This is a genomic window from Streptococcus sanguinis SK1 = NCTC 7863 (assembly GCF_000194945.1).
Lineage (GTDB): Bacteria > Bacillota > Bacilli > Lactobacillales > Streptococcaceae > Streptococcus > Streptococcus sanguinis.
This window is the reverse complement of sequence record NZ_GL878507.1, coordinates 456080-478035: the sequence shown is the minus strand read 5'-3', so window position 1 is coordinate 478035 and position 21956 is coordinate 456080. Positions and strand designations below refer to the sequence as shown.

At 41.8% G+C, this 21956-nt stretch carries 25 protein-coding genes and 1 pseudogene; 2 read left to right on the top strand and 24 right to left on the bottom strand.

The genetic code is table 11. From position 1 onward, the window contains the following. Nucleotides 1-61: 61 nt before the first annotated feature. The 13 genes from HMPREF9378_RS08450 to lepA all read right to left on the bottom strand — a co-directional run bounded on the left by HMPREF9378_RS08450 (nt 62) and on the right by lepA (nt 10990). Nucleotides 62-853 (bottom strand): alpha/beta fold hydrolase, encoded by a 792-nt coding sequence (locus tag HMPREF9378_RS08450; protein WP_002903021.1) that lies wholly within the window; start codon nt 851-853, stop codon nt 62-64. A gap of 15 nt (nt 854-868) precedes the next feature. Continuing rightward, complete coding sequence (locus tag HMPREF9378_RS08455) at nt 869-1417, bottom strand: putative immunity protein (RefSeq protein ID WP_032908949.1); 549 nt, start codon at nt 1415-1417, stop codon at nt 869-871. Between the two features lie 239 nt (nt 1418-1656). Continuing rightward, on the bottom strand, nt 1657-1896 hold the full coding sequence (kphA, locus tag HMPREF9378_RS08460) for an RNA-binding protein KphA (protein WP_002895313.1): 240 nt from the start codon (nt 1894-1896) through the stop codon (nt 1657-1659). Between the two features lie 19 nt (nt 1897-1915). Then, the gene (gene rpsP, locus HMPREF9378_RS08465) at nt 1916-2188 is read right to left on the bottom strand and encodes a 30S ribosomal protein S16 (RefSeq protein WP_002903023.1); all 273 of its coding nucleotides are present in this window, start codon (nt 2186-2188) and stop codon (nt 1916-1918) included. Nucleotides 2189-2316: 128 nt separating this feature from the next. Then, on the bottom strand, nt 2317-3144 hold the full coding sequence (locus HMPREF9378_RS08470; RefSeq protein ID WP_002903024.1) for a hypothetical protein: 828 nt from the start codon (nt 3142-3144) through the stop codon (nt 2317-2319). A gap of 11 nt (nt 3145-3155) precedes the next feature. Continuing rightward, nucleotides 3156-3845: a pyrimidine 5'-nucleotidase PynA gene (gene pynA, locus HMPREF9378_RS08475; RefSeq protein WP_023916324.1), complete on the bottom strand. Its 690-nt coding sequence runs from the start codon at nt 3843-3845 to the stop codon at nt 3156-3158. Nucleotides 3846-4049: 204 nt separating this feature from the next. Next, nucleotides 4050-4976 carry a hypothetical protein gene (locus tag HMPREF9378_RS08480; RefSeq protein ID WP_002903027.1) on the bottom strand — a complete coding sequence of 309 codons (927 nt, stop codon included), beginning with the start codon at nt 4974-4976 and terminating at the stop codon, nt 4050-4052. 60 nt (nt 4977-5036) lie between these two features. Then, nucleotides 5037-5870, bottom strand: coding sequence for an AraC family transcriptional regulator (locus tag HMPREF9378_RS08485; RefSeq protein ID WP_002903028.1), 834 nt, complete (start codon nt 5868-5870; stop codon nt 5037-5039). An 88-nt stretch (nt 5871-5958) separates the two neighbouring features. Further along, nucleotides 5959-6453: a YkgJ family cysteine cluster protein gene (locus tag HMPREF9378_RS08490; protein WP_002903029.1), complete on the bottom strand. Its 495-nt coding sequence runs from the start codon at nt 6451-6453 to the stop codon at nt 5959-5961. 167 nt (nt 6454-6620) lie between these two features. Further along, a complete protein-coding gene (locus tag HMPREF9378_RS08495; protein ID WP_002913517.1) occupies nt 6621-7265 on the bottom strand; it encodes a hypothetical protein in 645 nt (214 codons plus the stop codon). A gap of 104 nt (nt 7266-7369) precedes the next feature. Next, nucleotides 7370-8161 carry a nicotinamide riboside transporter PnuC gene (gene pnuC / locus HMPREF9378_RS08500; protein WP_002895303.1) on the bottom strand — a complete coding sequence of 264 codons (792 nt, stop codon included), beginning with the start codon at nt 8159-8161 and terminating at the stop codon, nt 7370-7372. 330 nt (nt 8162-8491) lie between these two features. After that, the gene (locus HMPREF9378_RS08505) at nt 8492-9124 is read right to left on the bottom strand and encodes a hypothetical protein (RefSeq protein WP_002903031.1); all 633 of its coding nucleotides are present in this window, start codon (nt 9122-9124) and stop codon (nt 8492-8494) included. Nucleotides 9125-9166: 42 nt separating this feature from the next. Further along, complete coding sequence (lepA, locus tag HMPREF9378_RS08510) at nt 9167-10990, bottom strand: translation elongation factor 4 (protein ID WP_032909558.1); 1824 nt, start codon at nt 10988-10990, stop codon at nt 9167-9169. A gap of 122 nt (nt 10991-11112) precedes the next feature. On the opposite strand from lepA, the gene HMPREF9378_RS08515 reads away from it, so the two are divergent. Next, nucleotides 11113-11928 (top strand): Cof-type HAD-IIB family hydrolase, encoded by an 816-nt coding sequence (locus HMPREF9378_RS08515; RefSeq protein WP_002903033.1) that lies wholly within the window; start codon nt 11113-11115, stop codon nt 11926-11928. A gap of 78 nt (nt 11929-12006) precedes the next feature. On the opposite strand, the gene HMPREF9378_RS08520 is transcribed toward HMPREF9378_RS08515, so the two are convergent. The 6 genes from HMPREF9378_RS08520 to HMPREF9378_RS08545 all read right to left on the bottom strand — a co-directional run bounded on the left by HMPREF9378_RS08520 (nt 12007) and on the right by HMPREF9378_RS08545 (nt 17519). Further along, complete coding sequence (locus HMPREF9378_RS08520) at nt 12007-12372, bottom strand: TIGR02328 family protein (RefSeq protein ID WP_002903035.1); 366 nt, start codon at nt 12370-12372, stop codon at nt 12007-12009. Nucleotides 12373-12422: 50 nt separating this feature from the next. Beyond that, on the bottom strand, nt 12423-13517 hold the full coding sequence (gene hemH, locus HMPREF9378_RS08525; RefSeq protein ID WP_032908791.1) for a ferrochelatase: 1095 nt from the start codon (nt 13515-13517) through the stop codon (nt 12423-12425). 194 nt (nt 13518-13711) lie between these two features. Continuing rightward, entirely contained in the window at nt 13712-14995 is a 1284-nt protein-coding gene (locus HMPREF9378_RS08530; protein ID WP_002913515.1) for a glycosyltransferase, read from the bottom strand. After that, entirely contained in the window at nt 14964-15611 is a 648-nt protein-coding gene (locus tag HMPREF9378_RS08535; protein ID WP_002913514.1) for a hypothetical protein, read from the bottom strand. Before HMPREF9378_RS08535 ends, HMPREF9378_RS08530 begins: the two co-directional genes overlap by 32 nt. Beyond that, nucleotides 15604-16746, bottom strand: a complete 1143-nt coding sequence (locus tag HMPREF9378_RS08540; RefSeq protein ID WP_002904645.1) for a glycosyltransferase — start codon at nt 16744-16746, stop codon at nt 15604-15606. The genes HMPREF9378_RS08535 and HMPREF9378_RS08540 overlap by 8 nt, the downstream gene beginning before the upstream one ends. 2 nt (nt 16747-16748) lie before the next feature. After that, entirely contained in the window at nt 16749-17519 is a 771-nt protein-coding gene (locus HMPREF9378_RS08545; protein WP_002904648.1) for an SDR family NAD(P)-dependent oxidoreductase, read from the bottom strand. Between the two features lie 138 nt (nt 17520-17657). On the opposite strand from HMPREF9378_RS08545, the gene pepT reads away from it, so the two are divergent. Continuing rightward, the gene (gene pepT / locus HMPREF9378_RS08550) at nt 17658-18881 is read left to right on the top strand and encodes a peptidase T (RefSeq protein WP_002913513.1); all 1224 of its coding nucleotides are present in this window, start codon (nt 17658-17660) and stop codon (nt 18879-18881) included. Nucleotides 18882-18925: 44 nt separating this feature from the next. Here the strand turns inward: pepT and HMPREF9378_RS0110855 are convergent. The 5 genes and pseudogenes from HMPREF9378_RS0110855 to HMPREF9378_RS08570 all read right to left on the bottom strand — a co-directional run bounded on the left by HMPREF9378_RS0110855 (nt 18926) and on the right by HMPREF9378_RS08570 (nt 21938). Next, nucleotides 18926-19570: pseudogene (locus tag HMPREF9378_RS0110855) on the bottom strand (DUF6572 domain-containing protein). 64 nt (nt 19571-19634) lie between these two features. Beyond that, nucleotides 19635-19922: a hypothetical protein gene (locus tag HMPREF9378_RS08555; protein WP_002913511.1), complete on the bottom strand. Its 288-nt coding sequence runs from the start codon at nt 19920-19922 to the stop codon at nt 19635-19637. A gap of 40 nt (nt 19923-19962) precedes the next feature. Then, the gene (locus HMPREF9378_RS08560; protein WP_002913510.1) at nt 19963-20517 is read right to left on the bottom strand and encodes an NAD glycohydrolase inhibitor; all 555 of its coding nucleotides are present in this window, start codon (nt 20515-20517) and stop codon (nt 19963-19965) included. Nucleotides 20518-20767: 250 nt separating this feature from the next. Beyond that, nucleotides 20768-21343 (bottom strand): DUF6572 domain-containing protein, encoded by a 576-nt coding sequence (locus HMPREF9378_RS08565; protein WP_002913509.1) that lies wholly within the window; start codon nt 21341-21343, stop codon nt 20768-20770. Nucleotides 21344-21383: 40 nt separating this feature from the next. Next, nucleotides 21384-21938 (bottom strand): NAD glycohydrolase inhibitor, encoded by a 555-nt coding sequence (locus tag HMPREF9378_RS08570; RefSeq protein WP_002913508.1) that lies wholly within the window; start codon nt 21936-21938, stop codon nt 21384-21386. Between the last annotated feature and the right edge of the window lie 18 nt (nt 21939-21956).

Genomic DNA, 21956 nt, shown 5'->3' with positions numbered 1-21956 from the left:
TGTTCATATTCAACCAAGGACTGTGTTACAAGAGGCAGTTGCTAGTATTGCCTTAAAAGCATTAAGACCTCTCTTCGAAAACCTGTTTAGCAAAGTTCTCCAGCAAAGCATTAAACTTGCCTGGTTGGCATAGATTCGACGGATCAAAAGAATCAGCAATGACAAGATCCTGAGCAAGCCTCAGATGTTCCTTGGTTGTTTTCATCATTTGGACTAATTTTCCTGAAAAATCTCCCGCCAGCAAAAGTGTAGGAATCTTGCACTTACCCAAGGCAGCACGATAATCAATGGCTTCAATTGCCCTGCGCTGCAAAACAGACTCCTCAGGTCGCATCCGGTCGAATAAATCAACAAAATAAGAGCGAGCTAAAGGCCAGCGTTTATAGATTGGCAAGGTTGATAGCTTCATAAACCATGAGTATTTCACTAAAGGAGCTGTAAGTTGAGCCAGAGTATTCATCATTGGTGACAAATCCGTCGCACAAAAAGTATCGCACAAGAAAGCTCCCTTAAAGATTTGCGGATTTTGAGTCATGAGGTGCATGGTTAAAATACCGCCATAGGAAGTCCCTCCGATAATGGCTTGGCTGATGCTTTCTTTTTCCAAAATCGCCAGCACATCTGCAGCTTGTATATCTAGAACCTGATCCACCTGACAAGTCAGCTGGCTTGATTGCCCATTTCCACGTAGGTCAGGCGCAATAACCTGATAGCGATCCTTAAAAAAATCTATCTGAGGCTGAAACATGCCCGAGTCAGCACTCAGACCATGCAGGAGCACGATTGTTTCTTTATGACCTCGCCCTTCTATCCGATAGAATATCTTAGCATCGGTTCTTTCGATATGGTCCATCCTATTGCCTCCATTCTACAGCTCATTTATACATTTCTGCCATTCTTTGGCCAATCGAATCTGTTGTTTTCTTTCGCTGATAACTGCTTTCATATCATCTGGACTCTGCATATTTATTACTTTCACTGCATAATCAGCCGAGACAATGGCATGACCTCGCATGTGGGCTGTTGCGACTGCTTGGGAAAAGACACGAGCAGCATACTTGCTAACTGGTGATTTGGCTTGCTGCGACAGCTGCTGAGCCAAGAAACCAGCCTTCCTCAGCTCATAGGCAGAAACATTTCCCGCAAGTCGCGCTTCAAACACTTCCTGAACCTGAGTCAAGATTTGCTGTTTTTCAATATCATCACCAATATCTATCAGAGCTATATAGCGAGTGGCATGCTGCATTGCCCATTGGGCAAGCTGCTTCTGAGGAAGCTGGACCAAGATTTGTTCCAGTTCCAACCTTTTCTGACCGTTATCAAGAATCTTTAGCTTGTAAGGACTGGGTAGACTCACTTGTCCATTCTCATAACACTCTCGTTCATGGGCGTTCCAAGCATAATCTTCTGACTTCATATTTCCTCCGTTTTCCACGCTTCTCGCTTTCCTCGTTGAAGATGCTAAGCTAGATAGTTCTCGCATACGCTCGAACTGCATCAATACTACTAAATTCAACTGCGCCTAACGGCTTGTTTCATTAAGGGCCTTGTACCAACGCTTAGCTGGGCATCAATTTCTCTAAGCTCACTTGAGAGCCACGTACTCAGCTCGCTAAGAGAAATAGAAAAAAACGGGACACACCGGTCCCGTTCTTCTTACTTCTCATCAATAACGATGCGAACTTTTTTGTATTCAGTTGGGACAGAGTAAACAATCGTCCTTATAGCGGAAATAGTACGACCTTTACGACCTATTACACGTCCAACATCACTCTGATCAAGATCCAGGTGATATTCTAAAAATTCAGGTGTATCCTCAATCTTGATAGTTAAGGCATCTGGCTGTGAAATCAAAGGTTTCACTATCGCAATAATTAGATTTTCAATCGTGTCCATATGTCAACCTACGCTTCTATTATTTAGAGTATTTTGAATCGTGGAATTTCTTCAATACGCCTTCTTTTGAAAGGATGTTGCGTACAGTATCAGAAGGTTGTGCACCATTACCCAACCACTCAAGGATACGGTCTTCTTTCAAAGTCACTTGGTTTTCAACTACAAGTGGGTTGTAAGTACCAACTGTTTCGATGAAACGTCCGTCACGAGGTGAACGTGAGTCTGCAACATTGATACGGTAGAAAGGTTTTTTCTTAGAACCCATACGAGTCAAACGGATTTTTACTGCCATTATTAAGGTCTCTTTTCTTTATTTTTTTCTTTTGGTGAAATAGCAGAGCTATTAAGCACATGTTCTATTATAGCAGATTAAAGACAGCTGTCAAGTTTTTTTCTTGACAGAGTTAAAAATTTTTTAGATTAGTCTTTTTGGTTGTTTAAAACTATCTGTTCAGAAAGGTTTTCATATTTTTTAAAAAACAATTTGACTGAAGCGTCTTTAGGAAAAGCATCTAAATCCATATACTTATTAATGGTCTCCAGTGCATAATACTCTGTGTCTCCACTACGACTATTATAGGACCTAGTTTTTACTTCATCTTCAGATATACTTTTCTCATCCAGCACTTGGTCTGAATGAAATTCGAAAGACCATTTTAATAGATCAGCTTTATCCATTTTTTGGACAATCTCTTTTAGCTTATCATGATTTTCTGGATTCTTCCTGAATTCGACTAAAAACTTACTATATAGCATGAGATATTTATTTAGACTTTCTGAATCATCAACTTTTTTAGAGGACGACACGCTTATAGTCTGAAATTGAGCTCTGTCAAATTCTGATTTTTGCTGGTATTCAGCTGTCATGTCATGTTCCGTCTCACCCTTAATCTCATCAATTAAGCTAGTTATTTCTTGGTCTACCAAACAATCCAGTAACTGATCTGCTGTTCGCTCTCCGTAAAATATCTCATAAAATTCGATTTTACTGCCCTTTCGATCTGGGTGGTATTTTAGAATAGCGTACTTTTGGATATCTTCCTCGGTGAAATACAAATCGATTGTCGCACCGCCTCCCTCGTAATGATAACTGCCATCAGAACTAACCTTGACGGGCTGAAAAGGGAGCTTTTTAAAAAGAGCCTTCGTTGTTCGAATGCTTTCATCAACTTCTTCTTTCTTAGCATAACAGGCTGTCAGTAGCAACAAACTGGCAAGAAGTGAAAATAAAGCAACTGTTTTTTTCATTTGCAGTCTCCTTATGGAACCAAGAGTCTGATAATGTCGACATAAGAATAGGCGGTATAGGTCGGGCGAACAAGACTTTTATTCTCTAGCTGCTTGGGATTGTACCAGATAGAGTCCAGTCCAGCATTATTAGCGCCTGCAATATCTGCCGTCAAGGAGTCTCCAATCATCAAAGTCTGAGACAGGTCAAAATCTGGTATCTGCTCTGCTATTTTTTCATAAAACAAGGCTTCGGGCTTCTGAGTCCCCATCTGCTCCGAGATGAAAATATGGTTAAAATAGGGCGCAATGTCGGAATGAGCCATGCGACCAGTCTGAATAGCCGTGATGCCATTGGTCGCTCCGTAAATCTCATAATCAGCTGCTGTCAAGTTGTCCAAAAGCTCGCTAGCTCCAGCGTAAGTCTGGCCTTGCTGAGTAATATGCTGCTGATAGAGAAGGGCTAACTCGGCGCCATCCTTCTCAATGCCAAAATGAGCGAAAAGACGAGAAAAGCGAGTATTGACTAGCTCAGGCTTGGTGATTTTCCCCTGCTCTAGTTCCCGCCAAAGCCCCTTGTTCATGGGAATATAATAGTCTTTGTAGGTCTGAATCTCCGTCACGCCCTGCTCCTCCAAAAAATGAGTCAGGGCGATGTCTTCTGCCGTATCAAAATCCAGCAAGGTATGGTCAAGGTCGAAAAGTAGAAATTTGTATGACAAGGTAGAAATCCTTTCTGTAACTGTAGTAGCTTCATTATACCACAAGCCACAAAAACCAGCCGCTCAAAAACGAACGGCTGGTTTCTAATCTATTTCACTACTGGAATCCAGAGAGTCATTTGATAGTTTGGTTTCCCTTCTTTCGATCCTGCTGCATTACATTCTTTTATTTTCCAAACAGCATCTTCGTTTTTCTAACTTCTTCTACTCTACTTTATGGCGAATGCACAAATCTCTAAATCTATTATCTAGTGCTGCAATATCATACAAGACTTCTGACAGTTTTTGGTAATCTTCCTCGATACAAAATAGATGAGCTTGGCCGAACAACTTTGCTAAATTTTCTTTTAGTTCAGATCTGACCGTATCGTGGTCTTTTAAGAAGTTGCTCATGTATAAATTTCTGATAGAAGCTAATTTGAAACTAAAGTATTGATGAAGATGTTTTTGTTCTTCATTCAAGCCATTGTTCGCTACCGACTTAGCATATCTTGCTATCACATTCTCCTCGCCGTGCTCATATCGTTGCTTCATCAACATAGATGTTTTCTGATAAATCTCTTTGGAAGTTGGAGATTTGATTTTTTTGAAGTTTCCCCACATGGAGAAAGAACCTCTTTTATAGTCAATGTTTTTAGCTTCCCAAGCATTCGCAAATTCTGACAAACTCATTTTCATACAAGCAAAGCCTGCTGGATCATGGAAATAGATAAACTCATCATCTAGATCATAAACTGAAACAAAATGGTCCACCCCATACAAATGGATATGATTGGGATTATAAGTCAGATAACCCATATCCAAAGGACCAAGAGCAAGAGACCCGCTGAGCAAGAACTTACTTAACATTTCTCTGATAGAGAGAAGATTCACTGTATTAGAATCCTTTATATAGTATTCGTCATATGTAAAACCCAGAATGTTTAAAGAATGACTGATAGAACTATCTGGCATCCCATTATCAAAGAAGACTAAAGGGTGTTTTTCATCTTCCTTTACAATACTAGCGCCATTTCCCATTACCATAATGGCTTCCAAAAACTCAGGGCGAACATCATAACCATACGAATTCAGCACCATCGCAAGTGAATATGTATAACAAAGAGAAACATCCCCAAAATACATCTGCATAGCATCATCCTCCTCTGTAATCTGTAATCGACACCTAAAAAATAACTTGCAATCACCATTCTATTTCACCACTGGTATCCAGAGTTCCATTTGATAGTCTGGGGAGAACATATCACCCTCGGTGTAAACTTCAAAATCTGGTGCTCCTGAGTGGCGATAACCTGTTTCTGGGAAAAAGGCTTCCAAGACATATTTCCAAGCATGGTGGATACTTGCGGGAATTGCTCCTTTGACTGGTACGATGGCATATTCAGCTTCCGGGATTTCCTTGATTGACAGACCTAGTTCTTCTGCTTTCGCTTTATCCGCCACATCATAAGCGACCATATAGTTGATGATTTCGCCTTCTTTGACATCCGAGCAGACGCCAAAAGATTGGCCACTGCCCAGACTTTCCAGGCTTTCAAAGCTGTGATTGGCATAGAGCTGCTCCCATGCAGACGGGCACTGGCTATTGTCAATAGCTTCTAATAGGACGCCAGCCACAGTAAAAGCAGGTTTCTTTTGAATCTTGATATCCATGTTCTTTCCTCCTGTAATCTTTAAGGATAATTGAAGTCTAGGAAAGACGCGATAAGGTTTTCCATTTCGAACTTCTGAGGGAGTCGCACCATGGAATTTTTTGAAGGCTGCGCTGAAGGCATCCGAAGACTCATAGCCGTATTTGAGTGCTATGTCAATGACTTTCTCAGAGCTTTCCCGCAAGTCCGTTACAGCTTCTGACAGCCTACGATTGCGCAAGTATTCTGCTAAAGTCATATCTGCTAGAATAGAAAAGAGCCTGCTAAAGAGAGCATAAGAATAGCCCGATAGCTGCTGAAATTTCTGCAAATCCACTTCTGCGTCCAACTTACTTTCCAGATATTCCATGGTTCGATTGAATTGATGCATCATATTCTTTTCTTCTTACCTCCTATCTATAGTCTAACAGATATAAGATACTTCCGCCCTAGAATTTTTGTACAAGATTTAGAGGGGGATTCTACAACCTATCCCGCAGCTTCTCCACAAAAAGATAAGCCGCTGGGCAAGTCAGGGTATTTTTGATTGTTAGATGATTAATTTGATGAATCTTCTTGCGGTCTGTGTGAGGGAACTCTCGGCAGGCCTTGGGACGGACATCGTAGATCGAGCAGAGATTGTCTCCACCTAAAAAAGGGCAAGGCATAGTCTTGAAAACCTTGTCACCGTCTTCGTCCACCTGTAGAAATTCCTCTTCAAAAGCCGGCAGCTTCATCTTGAAATACTTGGCAATACGGACAATATCGGCTTCCTTAAAGTCTGGACCCAGCGTCTTACAGCAATTGGCGCAGGCTGTACAGTCAATCTCCTCAAAGACCTCATCATGAATTTGCTGGGCAATCTTATCAAGGTTTTTTGGGGGCTTTTTCTTGAGACTGGCTAAAAATTTTCGGTGCTCTTTCTGCTTTTGCAGGGCTAGCTGGTGGTATTTTTCAAGGTCGATTTCTTGAGTCATATATTTTTCTTTCTGTATTCAAATTCTTTTTATTATATCATAAAATGAGCCTTCTTAAATCTTATCAAACTCAAAGAATATGATATATTCCATCTCACAAAAAAATCTGAGAACGAGTCCCAGATTTGCTTTTTATGAACTTAGAGAGCAATCATCAAATACCGTCACTAAATGCTTTTTCCACCGTCCTTGCTGACGCTCCACGTATCTTCTATATAGGGGATAAATTCATACAGAGTGTCTTCATCGCCTTCAAAGGACATCATATAGACCTTATCGCCTTGTTTGAAGACCCAAACCGTTAGATTTTGAGTGGATTTTAAAATAACATTAATCTGAAAGGCTTCATTTCCGGCTACGGTACTCTTTGCTCCCCAAAAGTCATCGACTTCCTTATTATCCTTCCAGTGGTAAGCGATCCGCTGGGCAATGGTTTCAGCGTTGAATTCTTCACCTTCTCCAATATTGGCTTTTTCTTTTGTATAGGCATTCATCGTGACAATGTTATAGCCACTTCCATCCGTATACTGGACACTATCGCCACCATCTACGTCTGTAAACTTAATCCAATTATCAGGAATACTAATATAGCCATAATCATCAGAGTCAACCCGCTGTGTACCAGTAGTCTTTGACGATTTTTTGTCTCTACTGCTGCTACTGCTTGTATCACTGTCATCTCTCAGGGAAACCCGACTGGAAGAATCAGATGGTTTCCGACTGCTATAACTCTTGATGAGGCTACAGGAAGACAGAGACAGACCGGCTAAGATTATCAGGGAGAGCAGTAAGTACTTCTTTTTCATGGTCATTCCTTCCTAAATCTAATAAATTTTACTAATACTAGTTTACCATATTTTTAGGACGAAAGGAAAGAGAGACATTGTCACATCCGATTTCTTTTCCGTTTATAGGACTATGCTTTTTTAGCAGCCTTATTCCACTGGTACCATCCTACCAAACTGTTGATTAAATAAATCAAATATTTCCCTTGAATCTGAAGACTCTCACCCCACCAGAGGTAAATAGAAAAAATATTGGTCGCTGCCCAGAAAATCCACTGTTCACGATAAACAGCCGTCATCAGGATTTGCCCTACACCATTTGTCGCATCTGTGATTGAATCACGATAAGGACGATTAGCCCCCACAGATTGGTAAATCAAGCCAAAGACCAACCACCAAAGCACACTGAGCGATAGATATTTTGTCCATCCTTTGGCATCTAGCTTACGAGCAACAAACTCTTGCTTTTCTTTTTTGAACTGGCCTTGGTAAATCCACACCAAGAGTCCAATTGGCTGCATGATGGTAAAGTAAAGAGTCGTCAGGACCTCGCCATAGAAGCCTTTCTGCAAAGCCAAAATCAAGTAAATCACAGAATTGATCAAACCAAAGAGGTAATTGCTAGCACGTCCTTCAGAAACGAAGATCACACAGATAATCCCAGTCAGACTGCAAATCATCCCTGTCCAATCCACGATGCGATGTTCATATATCAGCTCCAGCCAGAGCGGAAAACTCCCTAGAATCAAGAGATAAACCCATTGACCTAGACTGCGATGAGCAAACAAATCGTCCCAAATAAGCTTCAAGGTACCAGAAAAGCCGAGCTTCTTCATACTAGTCACCATGCGTTTATAGCCACCAGACATTTCAGAAAGCGTCAGCTTCATGTTTGCGATTTTCTTTTGGATATAAGTATTCATTCTTTCTCCTTTTGTTTTTTAAGAGCCGTGTCAAATTGACTTACGGATGCAACGCTCTATTATTTTCGAACACGCATAAGGTCTGTCTTATACAGTGTTCACATTTTATCATATTCCTATTTCAGAAAATGTCAAGTAAAATCTAAAAAAGATTTCCTAACGTTCGGATTTCAAGAAAAGGCCTACAAATTTTTGTAAGCCTTTTTGCTTGGATTTGATAGTAGTCGAACGTTTTTTCTGATTTATCACTATCTTTTTGTGAAACATAATTAGCTTCTACACTGAAAAAAACAAGAGACTTAATAAATAGGCCTCTTGTTTTTTAAACTATTATTCGCTGACTGCTCCCTTGCCATCAAGGCTCCAAGTATCTTTCATGTTTGTAATGAAATCATCAAGAGTTTCTTCGTCGCCTTCAAAGGATAGTATATAGACTTTGTCATCTTTTTGGAAAACTAATGTATTAGCAAGTTGTCCCGATTTCAGAATGATGTTTATTTGAAAGGCTTCTATTCCTGAGACAGTACTTTTAGAGCCCCACATCTTCTCAATATTATCTTTTTGACTCCAATTATAGGCTACATGTTGAGCAATTGTTTCTGCATTGAAAGTCTCACCATCTGCTACTTCAGCTTCTGCCTTAGAAACAGCATTCATGGTAACGATATTATAAGCAGAACCGTCGGTATATTGGATAAGTCCTTCAACTTCTGCATCAAAAAATTTAATCCATTTACTTGGGATATCGATATAACCAAACTCTGGAGAACCAACACGTTTTGTTTCTTGATTGGTTTTGTTCTTGCTTCTTTTAGAAGAAGAATTTGAAGAATTCTTTTTCACTTGTGCACTGAAACTAGTCGAAGAACTAGATTGATCAGGCTTTTGTCCAGAATTGGCACACGATGCAAGAGTAAGTGAAGTTAATACCAGAACTGCTCCAAGCAGATACGATCGTTTCATGATTTTCTCCTTTTGGGATATATTACCTAGAGATATAAGACTTTATTCCTCATCCATACTCAGGACACTGAGGAAGGCTTCTTGTGGGACTTCGACAGAACCGATAGCTTTCATCCGTTTTTTACCGGCTTTTTGTTTTTCTAAGAGTTTGCGCTTACGAGAAACGTCACCACCATAACACTTGGCCAAAACATTTTTACGCAAGGCCTTGATGTCTGTACGAGCCACGATTTTCTGTCCGATAGCGGCCTGAATGGGCACTTCAAACTGTTGACGAGGGATGATTTTCTTGAGCTTGTCTACAATCAGCTTACCACGCTCATAGGCAAATTCCTTGTGAACGATGAAGCTGAGAGCATCAACCTTATCGCCATTGAGGAGAATATCCATCTTCACTAGCTTGGACGAGCGATACTCGGAGATTTCGTAGTCAAAGCTCGCATATCCACGAGTAGAGGACTTGAGTTTGTCAAAGAAGTCAAAGACAATTTCAGCAAGCGGGATTTGATAGATGACATTGACCCGATTATCATCGATATAGTCCATGGTCACAAAGTCACCGCGCTTGCGCTGAGCCAACTCCATCACCGCTCCGACAAATTCCTGGGGCACCATAATCTGCGCCTTGACATAAGGCTCTTCAATGGAATCAATCTTGGTTGGGTCTGGAAACTCGCTCGGATTGGACACACCAAGGGAAGCACCATCCGTCATATTGACCTTATAGATAACGGACGGCGCCGTCATGATCAGATCAATATTAAACTCACGCTCCAAACGCTCCTGAATGACGTCCATGTGCAGCAAGCCCAGGAAACCACAACGGAAACCAAATCCTAGCGCCTGCGATGTTTCTGGCTCAAACTGCAGACTGGCATCGTTTAACTGGAGCTTTTCAAGCGCCTCACGCAGGTCATTGTATTTATTGGACTCGATGGGATAGAGACCAGCAAAAACCATCGGGTTCATCTGCTTGTAGCCGTGCAGAGGTTCTGCGGCTGGATTGTCCGCCAAGGTCACTGTATCTCCGACCCGGGTATCCTGTACCGTCTTGATAGAGGCTGCGATATAGCCAACATCCCCTGTTGCTAGGAAATCGCGGCCAATAGCCTTGGGCGTAAAGATACCGACCTCAGTCACGTCAAAGGTCTTGCCATTGCTCATGAGCTGAATGGTATCCCCCGGCTTGACCACACCGTCCATAACCCGTACTTGCAGGATTACCCCACGATAGGCATCGTAGACTGAGTCAAAAATCAAGGCTTTTAGTGGTGCTTCAACATTTCCAGTCGGTGCTGGAACTTTCTCCACAATCTGCTCTAAAATTTCCTCAATTCCGATACCAGCCTTGGCAGAAGCTAAAACAGCTTCGCTAGCGTCCAAACCAATCACATCTTCAATTTCAGCCCGCACCCGCTCTGGGTCCGCAGCTGGCAGGTCAATTTTATTGATGACTGGCAGGATTTCCAAGTCATTATCCAGCGCTAGATAGACATTCGCCAAGGTCTGAGCTTCAATTCCCTGAGCCGCATCCACGACTAAAATAGCCCCTTCACAGGCCGCTAGCGACCGCGATACCTCATAGGTAAAGTCCACGTGTCCCGGCGTGTCAATCAAGTGGAAGATATAGGTTTCGCCGTCCTTGGCAGTATAATTGAGCTCGATAGCATTGAGCTTAATGGTGATACCGCGCTCCCGCTCCAAGTCCATACTGTCCAAGAGTTGGGCCTGCATTTCCCGGCTGGAAACCGTCTCAGTCGCCTCCAAAATCCGGTCAGCCAAGGTTGATTTCCCGTGGTCAATGTGGGCAATGATGGAGAAATTGCGAATCTTCTCCTGACGTTTTTTCAAATCTTCTAAATTCATTTTTCTCATCCTTTTAGGGTGTTCTATTTATTATAACACAAGACCAGTGATTTTTCCTATAGACTCGGACTTTCTCTGTAAATTATGCTATACTTATCACAGAATAATTTTGGAGACACTTTATGATTAAAATTCTTGCACTTGATATGGATGGCACCTTGCTCAACAGCAAAAAAGAAATTCCCCAAGCTCACATTGAGGCACTGCACCGAGCGATTGAGAAGGGGGTCAAATTGGTTCTTTGCACAGGTCGTCCCTTGGTTGGCGTCAAGCCCTATTATGACAAGCTGGGCCTTGCACAAGAAAACGAATATGTCATCGTGGACAATGGCTGCGCTACACACCAGACCAGCGACTGGAGTCTGGTGGACTGGCAAGAGCTTAGCGGTCAGGATATTCGCTATCTCTACAGCCTGTCTGAAAATAGTCCTGTCCAGTTGACTCTATTTGATGAAGAGCATTATTTCGTTGTCGGAGAAAAAGCCAGTTCCTATGTCGTGAATGATGCTAGCTTGGTCTTTACTAGTCCAACCGAGATTAGCCTGGAAGAGGCTTGCAGCGGTCAACACAGAATGTTTCAAGCTATGTTTTTAGGCAGCCAAGAGCAAGTAGATGCTTTTGAAGCCGACTTTGGCCAAGAAATCTGCCAGCGTTTCAGTGGTGTTCGCTCTCAGCCGGTCATTTACGAGGCTATGCCGTCTGGTGTGACCAAAGCCTTCGCCCTAGAGCGATTGGCTAAACAATTAGACGTTAAGCCTCAGGAAATCATGGCAATCGGTGATGCCAACAATGACATCGAGATGCTGGAATATGCAGGTCTCGGTGTAGCTATGTGCAATGCTTCAGACTATGTCAAAAGCCTAGCCGATGCCGTCACAGACAGCTGCGAGGAAAATGGTGTCGCTACAGCTATTGAGAAGTTTATTTTGAATCCGTAAAAGTCAAAAAAGAAGAGCAACGTCTCTTCCTTTTTTTGTTCTATAACCTTAATACTATGCCGTCTTGGTACTTGGAAATCAGAAGATTTCTATTCCTTTCTCCTTGAGATTTTCCAAGCATTCTTTCAGATAGGCAGCGTCATGCTCAGGATAAATGGGATGTTCGATCTCCTCAGCCGGCAACTGCTGGTAAGGTAGGCACGTCTTGCCACGGTAGTCCTTATCCAGCCAAAGGCTGTCTGGCTGATAGCCCCGCTTTTGCATCTCCTCCATAATCAAGAGATGATAAGCATAGAGGCAATAAGGACTGTGCTCAAAAACATAGTTGACCGTCGCATGCGGCTTGCCCCACCCTCGTCCTCGTAAGGCTGCACACTCTCGGTGCTGACCTAAAAGCTGCTGGCGCGGAAGTTTTTCAATCAAATCTTGGTGCCAAAGTCTCACATTTTCTCCTTCTAGAATAATCTTATAAAGTCATCAACGAATATGAACAATCAACTCTTGGGCAGCTTTCCTGCTTTCTCCAGCATTTTCTTGACAAAATACGGCATCTTAACATTCTCGCGCCCTTTTTTCTCAATCAGTTTTTTGACGAAATCTGGCATTTTCAGCTCTTCATCCTCTGCAAGAATCTGGCTGCTCTCCTCCGACGGCTGCAATTCATCGAAGGTTTCTTCTTCTGGAAAACATTCTTTGAAGGGTTCATTCTCATGGCGGCGGATAGTTTGAATCAGGGCCTCAATTAGACGGTCGTCTGCATTGGGCATAGGCGGTCTATGATAGGCAACACCCAAATCTTCGCAAAGTTCCTTGCACTCCACGTCATTGTCAAAAAGGACCTCTATATGCTCACTGATAAAGCTAATCGGCACAAAAATATAATGCTGCGGATGTGTTTCTTGCTGGCGCATGTAGTCCAGCACGTCAGGTTTGATCCAAGGGAGTCCGATGTCACTCTCACTTTGCCAAACATTGAGATAATCCTCTTCTGTCAGACCTAACCTTTCAGCAATCAAACGGGCATTGTCATAGATCTGATCAATGTAAGGATCTCCAAAATCCAAGGCCAGAATAGGCACACTGTGGGCTGAGAAGAAAATCTTGAAGGTCTCTTCTCTAACCTCTTCTGTAAGAATCTTTCTCAGCTCCTCTGCCCAATAATCAAGAATAGCTTCTTCCTGATACCATTCCTTAATGATATTAAAGCGGATGGAATCACTCTGGATAAACTTCTCATAGCCCATGACAGAATAGTAAGAAAAATGCGGCTCTAGAATCAAACAGATACAATCCTCAATACCATCCTCTTCCATCTGCTCAATCACATCTGGAATAAAAGGACGTGAAAATTTATTGGCAAAATAAACCGCATACTCACCAGATAAACGCTGACGGACCTTTTCCACCTCTTCTAGACTGATACGCTGCAGAGGCGTTCCGCCGATGAGGACATAGTTATCATAGAGGGTCTGAATCTCATGGTCTTGCGGCCTGACACCGCGGCGAATATTGGTGAAAAATTCAGCCACTCCCTCAAAGCTAATCTCCTCTGGCGAGCCAAAAGTCATCATTAGAATTGCTTTCTTCATCATCTTTCCTCTTCAGTCACTTCGAGAAAGCCAAGTTGGCTTTCCAACGACTTTCTTGTAATCACTTTCATTTTAACATCTTAAAAAAGACTTGAATAGACCAAAAACCTATTCCTTGAAAAGAATAGGGAAATTTAATAATTCAGATATTTTAATGTTGTAAGTAAGCTTTAATGGTTTGTTGAGTTTTCCAGTTATAAATCAATTTTGAGCAGGCGCTCCAGCTCTTGATAGAGAATCTCTGTAGGCTGATATTCTTTGCTTTGCTGGGCAAGAGTTTTCAACTGAGACCAGTCCGTGCGATCCGTCAATTCCTTAAAAAGGCCCAGCACTTCTGCATCAGTCTTTCTGCGAGCAACCAGCCCCACCTGAGCCAACTCAGCACGAACGGCATTGTCAAACTGGTCATAATCCTGTGGCAAAATGAGACTGGGAATCTCGTGCTCAATACAGGCCATCATGATACCCGTCCCTGCGTGATGAATGGCAAAATCTATCTTATCCAGAATATCTGTATAAGGCAGATAGTCAAAGAGCAACAGGTTTTCCGCCAGTCTCTTCGGAGCATTACCCAAGCCACTAGCTTCTCCCAAGGTGACGTAAAAAAGATAGTCTGGGTAGAGTTTGCTTAGCTTTTTCGCTCGCTCCACCATGCGCTCCTTCTCCCATTTTAAATGCGTTCCGCAAGTCACTAAAACCCGCTTCTTATCAGTCTCAAAATAAGACTCATGATCTGCAGGCAGGCGATCAAAGGACAGGCATTTGTAGCCAACCCAGCGAAGCTGCTTAGGAAAATCATCTCGAAACTCCAGCTCTTTCATGCCCAAAGCCAAGATAGAGTACGGCGAATAAATGGCTTCTGTGCCGTCTTCCCGATAGAGTTTAAAATCTTGATAGTCTCCCAAACTCTTCCGAACTAAAGCAAAGGCCATTTTCTTTCCACAGCGAATAACTTGCCTGCCTAAAGCATCTCTGAATTTGTACAAGACACCCTGATGAGGTTTCCAGCCCCCTAAATAGGTCGGAGTTGTCGTCCGGCACTCAATAGCAACCGGACTCGGAATCGTGGTTATCCAGGGGATGCCAAAGCGATCAGAAATCAGGCCTGCTGGCGAAGCAACAAAATCCGCTATGACCAAATCCGGTTCACCGCCCTCTTGCCAAATTCGATTTAATTCATCTATAACTTCGGGAATGAGTCTGGAATTGGCCCGAAACTGCTGATAGGCAATCAGAAGATTGCTTTGCTGCGGAGTATTGGCGATGTCTTCCATCACTGTCGGTCTTTCTGGAAAGAGGGCTAGACAGTCAAAATCGATTTCCTCTACTAACTCTTTCTTTTGGCAGCCAGTGATGACCCGAATCCGAAAACGCGGATCCGTCAGCAGAGGCTTGACTAAGGTCAAAGTAGGCAGCAAATGCCCACTAAATGGCACACTAATCACATCAATCTTTATCACTTTTTCTAATCCAGTCATGAACTAATCCTTTCACATCTTCCCTGTATTCATAATCAAAATGGTTGCTATCCACCACCACATCAGCTGGATGGCCATCTAGAAATCTACTGTAAATATCCTTCTTTCCCTTAATGACCAGCAAGTCAATATCCTTGCGATTTAGGAGTCTCCGTGAAACAGACCCTAGCGCAATCACTCTCAGTCTGAAGGGCAGCTTTTCCTCACCCAAATCCTCCAGCCACTGGGTCAGCATATTGAGCCCTGAGCTCTTGCAGATAATGACAGCCTCCTCAGCATCTAGTAAAGGAGACAAATGTCGCTGCAAAGCCTCCTGAAAGCGAGAATTGTAGAGAGTATGCCAATAGTAACGGATATTGGAAATGGAAGCTGTCAACAAAGAAACTTGGGTTTGTCGCTCATGTTCAAATCTCTGGTTAAACGGAAAATTACTAGGCACTACTGAGAAATCCGATGGACAAATCTGTTCAAGAAACTTAAGTTGTCCTGCAGTCAGACTAGTACTCTCCAAATGACTGCTGCCACTGAGAAAAAGCAAGACTTTACTAGATTTCAACATGGTTTGGTCTGGCGACAGAGCATCCAACTTATCCAAGTACTGCTTCATCTTACTCATAGCGGATTTTCCCATCCGTCACTCGAATCTTCCTTCCCCGCCAGTTAATCACCCGCGGACTGAGCAAGACATAGAGGAAAAGCCAAGGCAAGAGTAAGTCATTCAGCACCTCGTAAAACACCTCATCAGGATGCGGCCGAGCAGTTAGGATAAGGCGACGATAAGCCAGCATCCAAACCGCCTTGACCAATAGCAAAAGCAAAGCCAGCAGCACAAAAGGCCAGCCAAGAAAGAAACTAATGAGCAAGGCAGGAAGGGGCAGGAAACTAGGCAGAGCAATTAAAAAAATAACTTTCCAGTCCAAGTGCTCCTTCAGATAGATAGAGCTAAAAAGCAGCCAACGCTTCATTTGCAGCAGATATTGCTTGGCATCCTTGATGGTAGTCCGGACATTACAAGTCACCCGCGTCTGGATAATCTCCACTCCCTTGCTGCGCAGAAAATCCGCTACAGCTAAATCATCACATAGATAGTCTTTAATAGCACTGAAGAGCTTCTGCTCCCTAGCTAGTTCAAGTGGCAGGATGTAGAACATTCCATTAATCGAGTGGTTAGCTTTGACTTCTGCCATGGTAAAATAGGTAATGAAAGAATTGCCATTGACAAAAGCCGCTACTAGCTTAGACCAGAAATTACTTCGCTCTTGATTGTAGGGAATGCCTGTCAAAATAACATTCTCACCTAGATAATCTGTCAATTCTCCCATTTTTGAAAAATCAATGACACTATCGTCATCGAGAACAATCAGATAAGGTCGAGTCAGCTCATCTATAATCTGCTCAATCTTATAACTCTTAGGATTAATCCCCTGGGGGACATCCTCCATGAGAAAAATGCGAATGCGCTGGGCATAAGAAGGATTTTGACAAATCTTGTCAGCCACTCGCTGCGCCTCTGGGTCAGACTGATCAATCAGCCAGTAAAACTCAACTGCTTCAGTCTGTTGGAGATTGGCTAATAAATCATTTTCCAAACGAGGATCACCAGATAGGATGGGCTGAACCACCGTATAAAGCTCCTCTTGAAAGTCTGATGAAGAGCTCTGCCCTTTTTTCAAATAAGCCAAAGACAAGAGCCAACGCAAGATAAAGAGAAGCAGGTAAGCAGATGTCAGCAGGGAAAAAATAAATTTCATGTTCAAAGCCCCTTTCGTAGATATGCGCCAATCAAACGGATAATCCATCTTTGCGGAAGTAGTCTCATGAGCCAAGCCAATAGTCGATATCTCTTGCCCACTATAGCATAGGAACGGTCTTGCTGAAGGAGTCTGATGATGCGTCGTGCTGCTATCTCCGGGCTCATCTGCAACTGACGACCACCTAAAGCATACTGCAGCTCTGGAGGAAAGATGGCAGTCCGAACCGGTCCCAGTATATAAAGACAAACTGTCATTTGAGAGCCTTTGAGGCGCAGCTCTTCTTGCAAGGCTAGACAGTAGGTCTGCAAAGCGGCCTTACTGGAGCTGTAAGCTGCCAAATAAGGATGGGGACAAAGCGCTGCCAGAGAGGAAAGTTGGACAAGTCTTATCTTGCGATTGCGCTCCGCAACTTGCTTGATCAGTCGAATCGGCGCTTGGTAATTGACCTGCCAGAGGGCATTTTCAGCAGCTTCTGAAAGAGATAGCGCTGGACCAAAATTAGCCAGACCGCAGCAATTAATCAGTAAATCTGCCTCTAGCTGCTGAGCAAAATCGTCTACCGCAGCCGTATCCAGCAAATCCAATACTCTGTAGGAAAGCTTGGCCTTGACTCCAGACAAGTCCTCTTGCAGTTGAGTGAGTTTTGCTTTATCTCTGCCAACCAAAACAAGCTGGTTTGTCCTTGTAGCCAGTTCTCTAGCCAGCTGACGACCTATACCTCCCGAAGCCCCCAAAATCACAGCTTTGTTGATTGTTTTTTCAATTTGCATAGATATAGTTTACCAGATTTTGACAAGATATAAAACTAATTGCTAGATTTTACCTTTGCCCTCAAGAAACGAAAAACATTTCTCACTCTCCCCTGAATATGCTAAAATAGATTTAAATGAAATGAAAAAGGAGCATTTATGAAATATCCTAATCTTTTAGATCGTTTCCTGACGTATGTCAAGGTCAACACGCGCTCAGACGAGACATCTACAACTACACCCAGCACCCAGAGTCAGGTGGACTTTGCCAACAATGTCCTCATTCCTGAAATGAAGCGGGTTGGCTTGGAAAATGTCTACTACCTGCCCAACGGCTTTGCGATTGGAACTCTGCCAGCCAATGACCCAAGCTTTACCCGCAAGATTGGCTTTATTTCCCACATGGATACGGCGGACTTCAACGCAGAAAACATCCAGCCACAGGTCATCGAGAATTATGACGGCGGTGTGATTCCGCTGGGGCAATCTGGCTTTAACTTAGATCCTGCGGACTTTGCCAGTCTCCATAAATACAAGGGCCAAACCTTAATTACGACTGACGGAACCACTCTTTTGGGAGCAGACGACAAGTCAGGTATTGCTGAAATCATGACTGCTATCGAATACCTGTCTGCCCATCCAGAAATCAAGCACGGAGAAATCCGAGTTGGCTTTGGACCAGACGAGGAAATCGGTATCGGGGCTGATAAGTTTGACGCTGAAGACTTCGATGTGGACTTTGCCTACACAGTAGACGGCGGCCCTCTAGGAGAACTCCAGTACGAAACCTTTAGCGCTGCTGGAGCAGAACTGACCTTCCAAGGCCGCAATGTCCATCCAGGAACTGCTAAAGACCAGATGGTCAATGCTCTCCAGCTGGCTATTGACTTCCACAACCAGCTGCCAGAAGCCGACCGACCAGAGAAGACTGAAGGCTACCAAGGCTTCTACCACCTGATGAACCTGACCGGTACTGTCGAAGAAGCTCAAGCTAGCTACATTATCCGCGACTTTGAGACAGAGGCTTTTGAAAATCGCAAAGCTGCTATGCAGGCTATTGCTGACAAGATGAACCAAGAGTTGGGCAGCGAGCGAGTTATCCTAACCCTCAAAGACCAGTATTACAACATGAAGCAGGTCATTGAAAAGGACATGACACCTATCCATATCGCCAAAGCAGTCATGGAAAGTCTGGACATTGAGCCTATCATCGAGCCTATCCGTGGCGGAACTGACGGCTCTAAAATTTCCTTTATGGGCATCCCGACTCCCAACCTCTTTGCCGGCGGCGAGAACATGCACGGACGCTTTGAGTATGTCAGCCTAGAAACCATGGAACGCGCTGTCGATACCATCATCGGCATTGTTTCCTATCAAGATTAAAAACGAAACCACAGAAGATCACGAGGGATTTCTGTGGTTTTTTCTCACTCTGGCAATTCTACCTTCAAGCTCATATCTGTAGGTTGTAACACTTTCTGAACAGCTGCGAGAAAGGCCAAACCGTTGTCAGATGGGGAATACTGGAATGTGATATGAATGACTTTTTTATCAAAGCTATCGCCGTATCGTGCCACATACTGCTTGCTTTCGAGGAAGTAGATATAATTATTGAGTTTTTCTTGAAGAATTTCTAGATGGACTGCCTCTATTTCTTCCTGCCAGTCAACTGGATACACTAGGAGAAGCTCCAAATGATTATCAATTATTCCAATAGAATCAAGCTCTGTTGGCTTTAATTCAGAAGAAATGGCTTCTTGTAGCAACTCAATAAATTCTCGTTCAGAAAACAGCCGTTTAATAGACGACGGATTTACTAAAATACGAATAGGTGAATCCCTAAAATAATTCTGTCTAGCCGCTTCGTTGCTTTCCTTAGTCACCCATTCTCCGGTTTCTAAGAACAGTTCAACTTCATAAGCATCCTGTTCAGACTTTAAAGCTTTGTCTACTAATTACTTGCTTACTGGATAACTTACTTCTTTATCTTGAAAACCTCCTGACATCCAGGACATAGTATAATTTCCGCCTTCTTCAGTTATGATAAATCCATTTGCTTTTATTTGATTCATTTAGTAATACACCTTTTCCCCTTCATATAAGTAAGCCCAATGAAAAATATATCACTGTTTCTAATCAATCATTTTCTGAAACGTCTGACAGAATTGGAGTTTCTTTTATCCAAAAAGTTGTTTTTATCAAACGAAAAAGTCGCTCTATTGCATCATTTTCATTTTTAAATTCATCTCTAATCCAGATACATTGACGTTCATTAACTTCATAAACTTTATACTTCCTAGACTTATCATCATAATAGTATCCCAAAGTAAATTGACCTTCAAATCGTTCATCAAGCGCAATATGAAATGCCCCTATTTTATCTTTATGTTTATTAATAAAATTTATTAGTTCTTGTTTAGTCATTTAAAATTCTCTACAACTCTCACATCCACCATGACGCTTGCTATTGTTCTACCACTTTAGGTGGATTGTAGTATTTTTCCTTGAATTCCTTAAGAATCTTCTTTACCTTTTTCATATCATAAGACTTGAAAGAAGGAATTGATTTAATATTTCCAATTAATCGACTATAATATCCACTAGTTTTTAACTCGTTAGGAAGTTTTTCTATTGTATCGAGTATAAGAGGAACTAATTTTCTTGTATCAATTTCAAAAGGAAGGGGTTTATATTCCGCCAGAATGAAATCTTGAAGCAATAAATATTCTGTAACTTGCCATATTTTCTTTTCATCAATACTTAAAGAAAGCTCTTTTAATATCTCAAAGGTCCTTCTCTCGATATCCTTATCACCTCCTACATATAGAGGGAATAAACAATATTCCAGCAACACCTGAATATCAGTGTATTCTGTTATCATTGAGTTTCGTTGTTGAAAACGATACCTAATATCCTTTCCAAGAAAAGCTTCGGCTTCTTTTCCTTCCCTCATCACTTCTAGATAATGTTTGGCAAAGTGTTTATAATTTTCTTTATTTTTCAATTTATAAGTCTGCATTTATTTACCCCATTGATTTATTCTGAAAATCCCCTCAACTTGAACAATTTCATTAGTGCCAGGCTTATAGACACGTGGATTTTTGATTTCATAATAGCCTTGACGTTCAATCGCAGATAAAAATTTGTCGTATGAATGTCCTGTTGTGTCAATGACGGCACATGCAGTTCGCTATTTTTACCTGTTTAAAAAAGTCTTAATAACCTAGTCCAATTATACCACAAAAAAGAGAGCGAATTCGCTCTCTTTATTACTCCGGCAATTCTACCTTTAAACTCATATCTGTATTCTGTAATGTCTTCTGTACAACTGCTAAAAAGGCTAGACCGTTGTCAGATGGAGAATACTGGAATGTGATATGAATGACTTTTTTATCAAAGTTATCGCCGTATCGTTCTACATACTGCTTGCTTTCGAGGAAGTAGATATAGTTATTGAGTTTTTCTTGAAGTTTCAAAAGATGTTCTTCTTCGGTATCTGGAAGCCAAAGATTGCCATCTATTAATAAAAGTTCCAAGTCTTTATCACTTGTTCCGATTGCATCAATTTCTGAAACATCTAACTGAATAGGTATACTTTTAATCCTACATCTATATTTTACAATCTCATAAATCTCTTTAATAGCATCCTTTTCTCTTTCAAAACTAGCTTTTTCATGTAACTGTTGACGTTCAGTCACCTCATACACTATAAATCTATTTGCACTTAAATCCTGATAATACCCTATCGCAAACTGCTCCAAAACTTTTTTATTTAAGTATGCGGTATAATATCTAGGCTTATTTCTATTAAATTTTAAAAAGTCTAATAATTCCTGTTTTGCCATCAAAATTCCTCCATCCTCCCTACATCCTTAATTTAATTTCCTACAATTCTACTACCTTTGGTGGATTGTAGTATTTTTCCTTAAATTCCTTGAGAATCTTCTCCACCTTTTCTTCATCACACTTCCTGTATACTGGATCACACTCCAATGCATTACACAGCCCTTGGTATAACCAATCTTTCTTCTGTCCATCTGATAATTTTGAAATGCTTTCTATAATATTTTTAACTAATTCATCTGTTTCAATGATAAAGGGAAGACTAGTATATCTTCTTAAACGCCTATTTTGAATAAAAATATAATCAGTTACCTTATCTAATTTGACTAAGTCAACCGATAAGCTAAAATCTTTCAAGATAGCAAAGGTTCTGCGCGCTATATCCCTATCACCTTCCACATACAAAGGATATAAGCAATATTCCATTAATACCCCAATATCTGTACTATCAAGTTCATAAGAATCTCGTTGTCGAAAACGATACTTAACTTCTGTTCCTAGAAAAGCCTGAGCTTCTTTTCCTTCCCTCATCACTTCTAAGTAATGTTTGACAAAATTTTGATAATCTTTAGGCTCTGGTATTTCAAATTTCTTCATTTATTTACTCCATTGGTT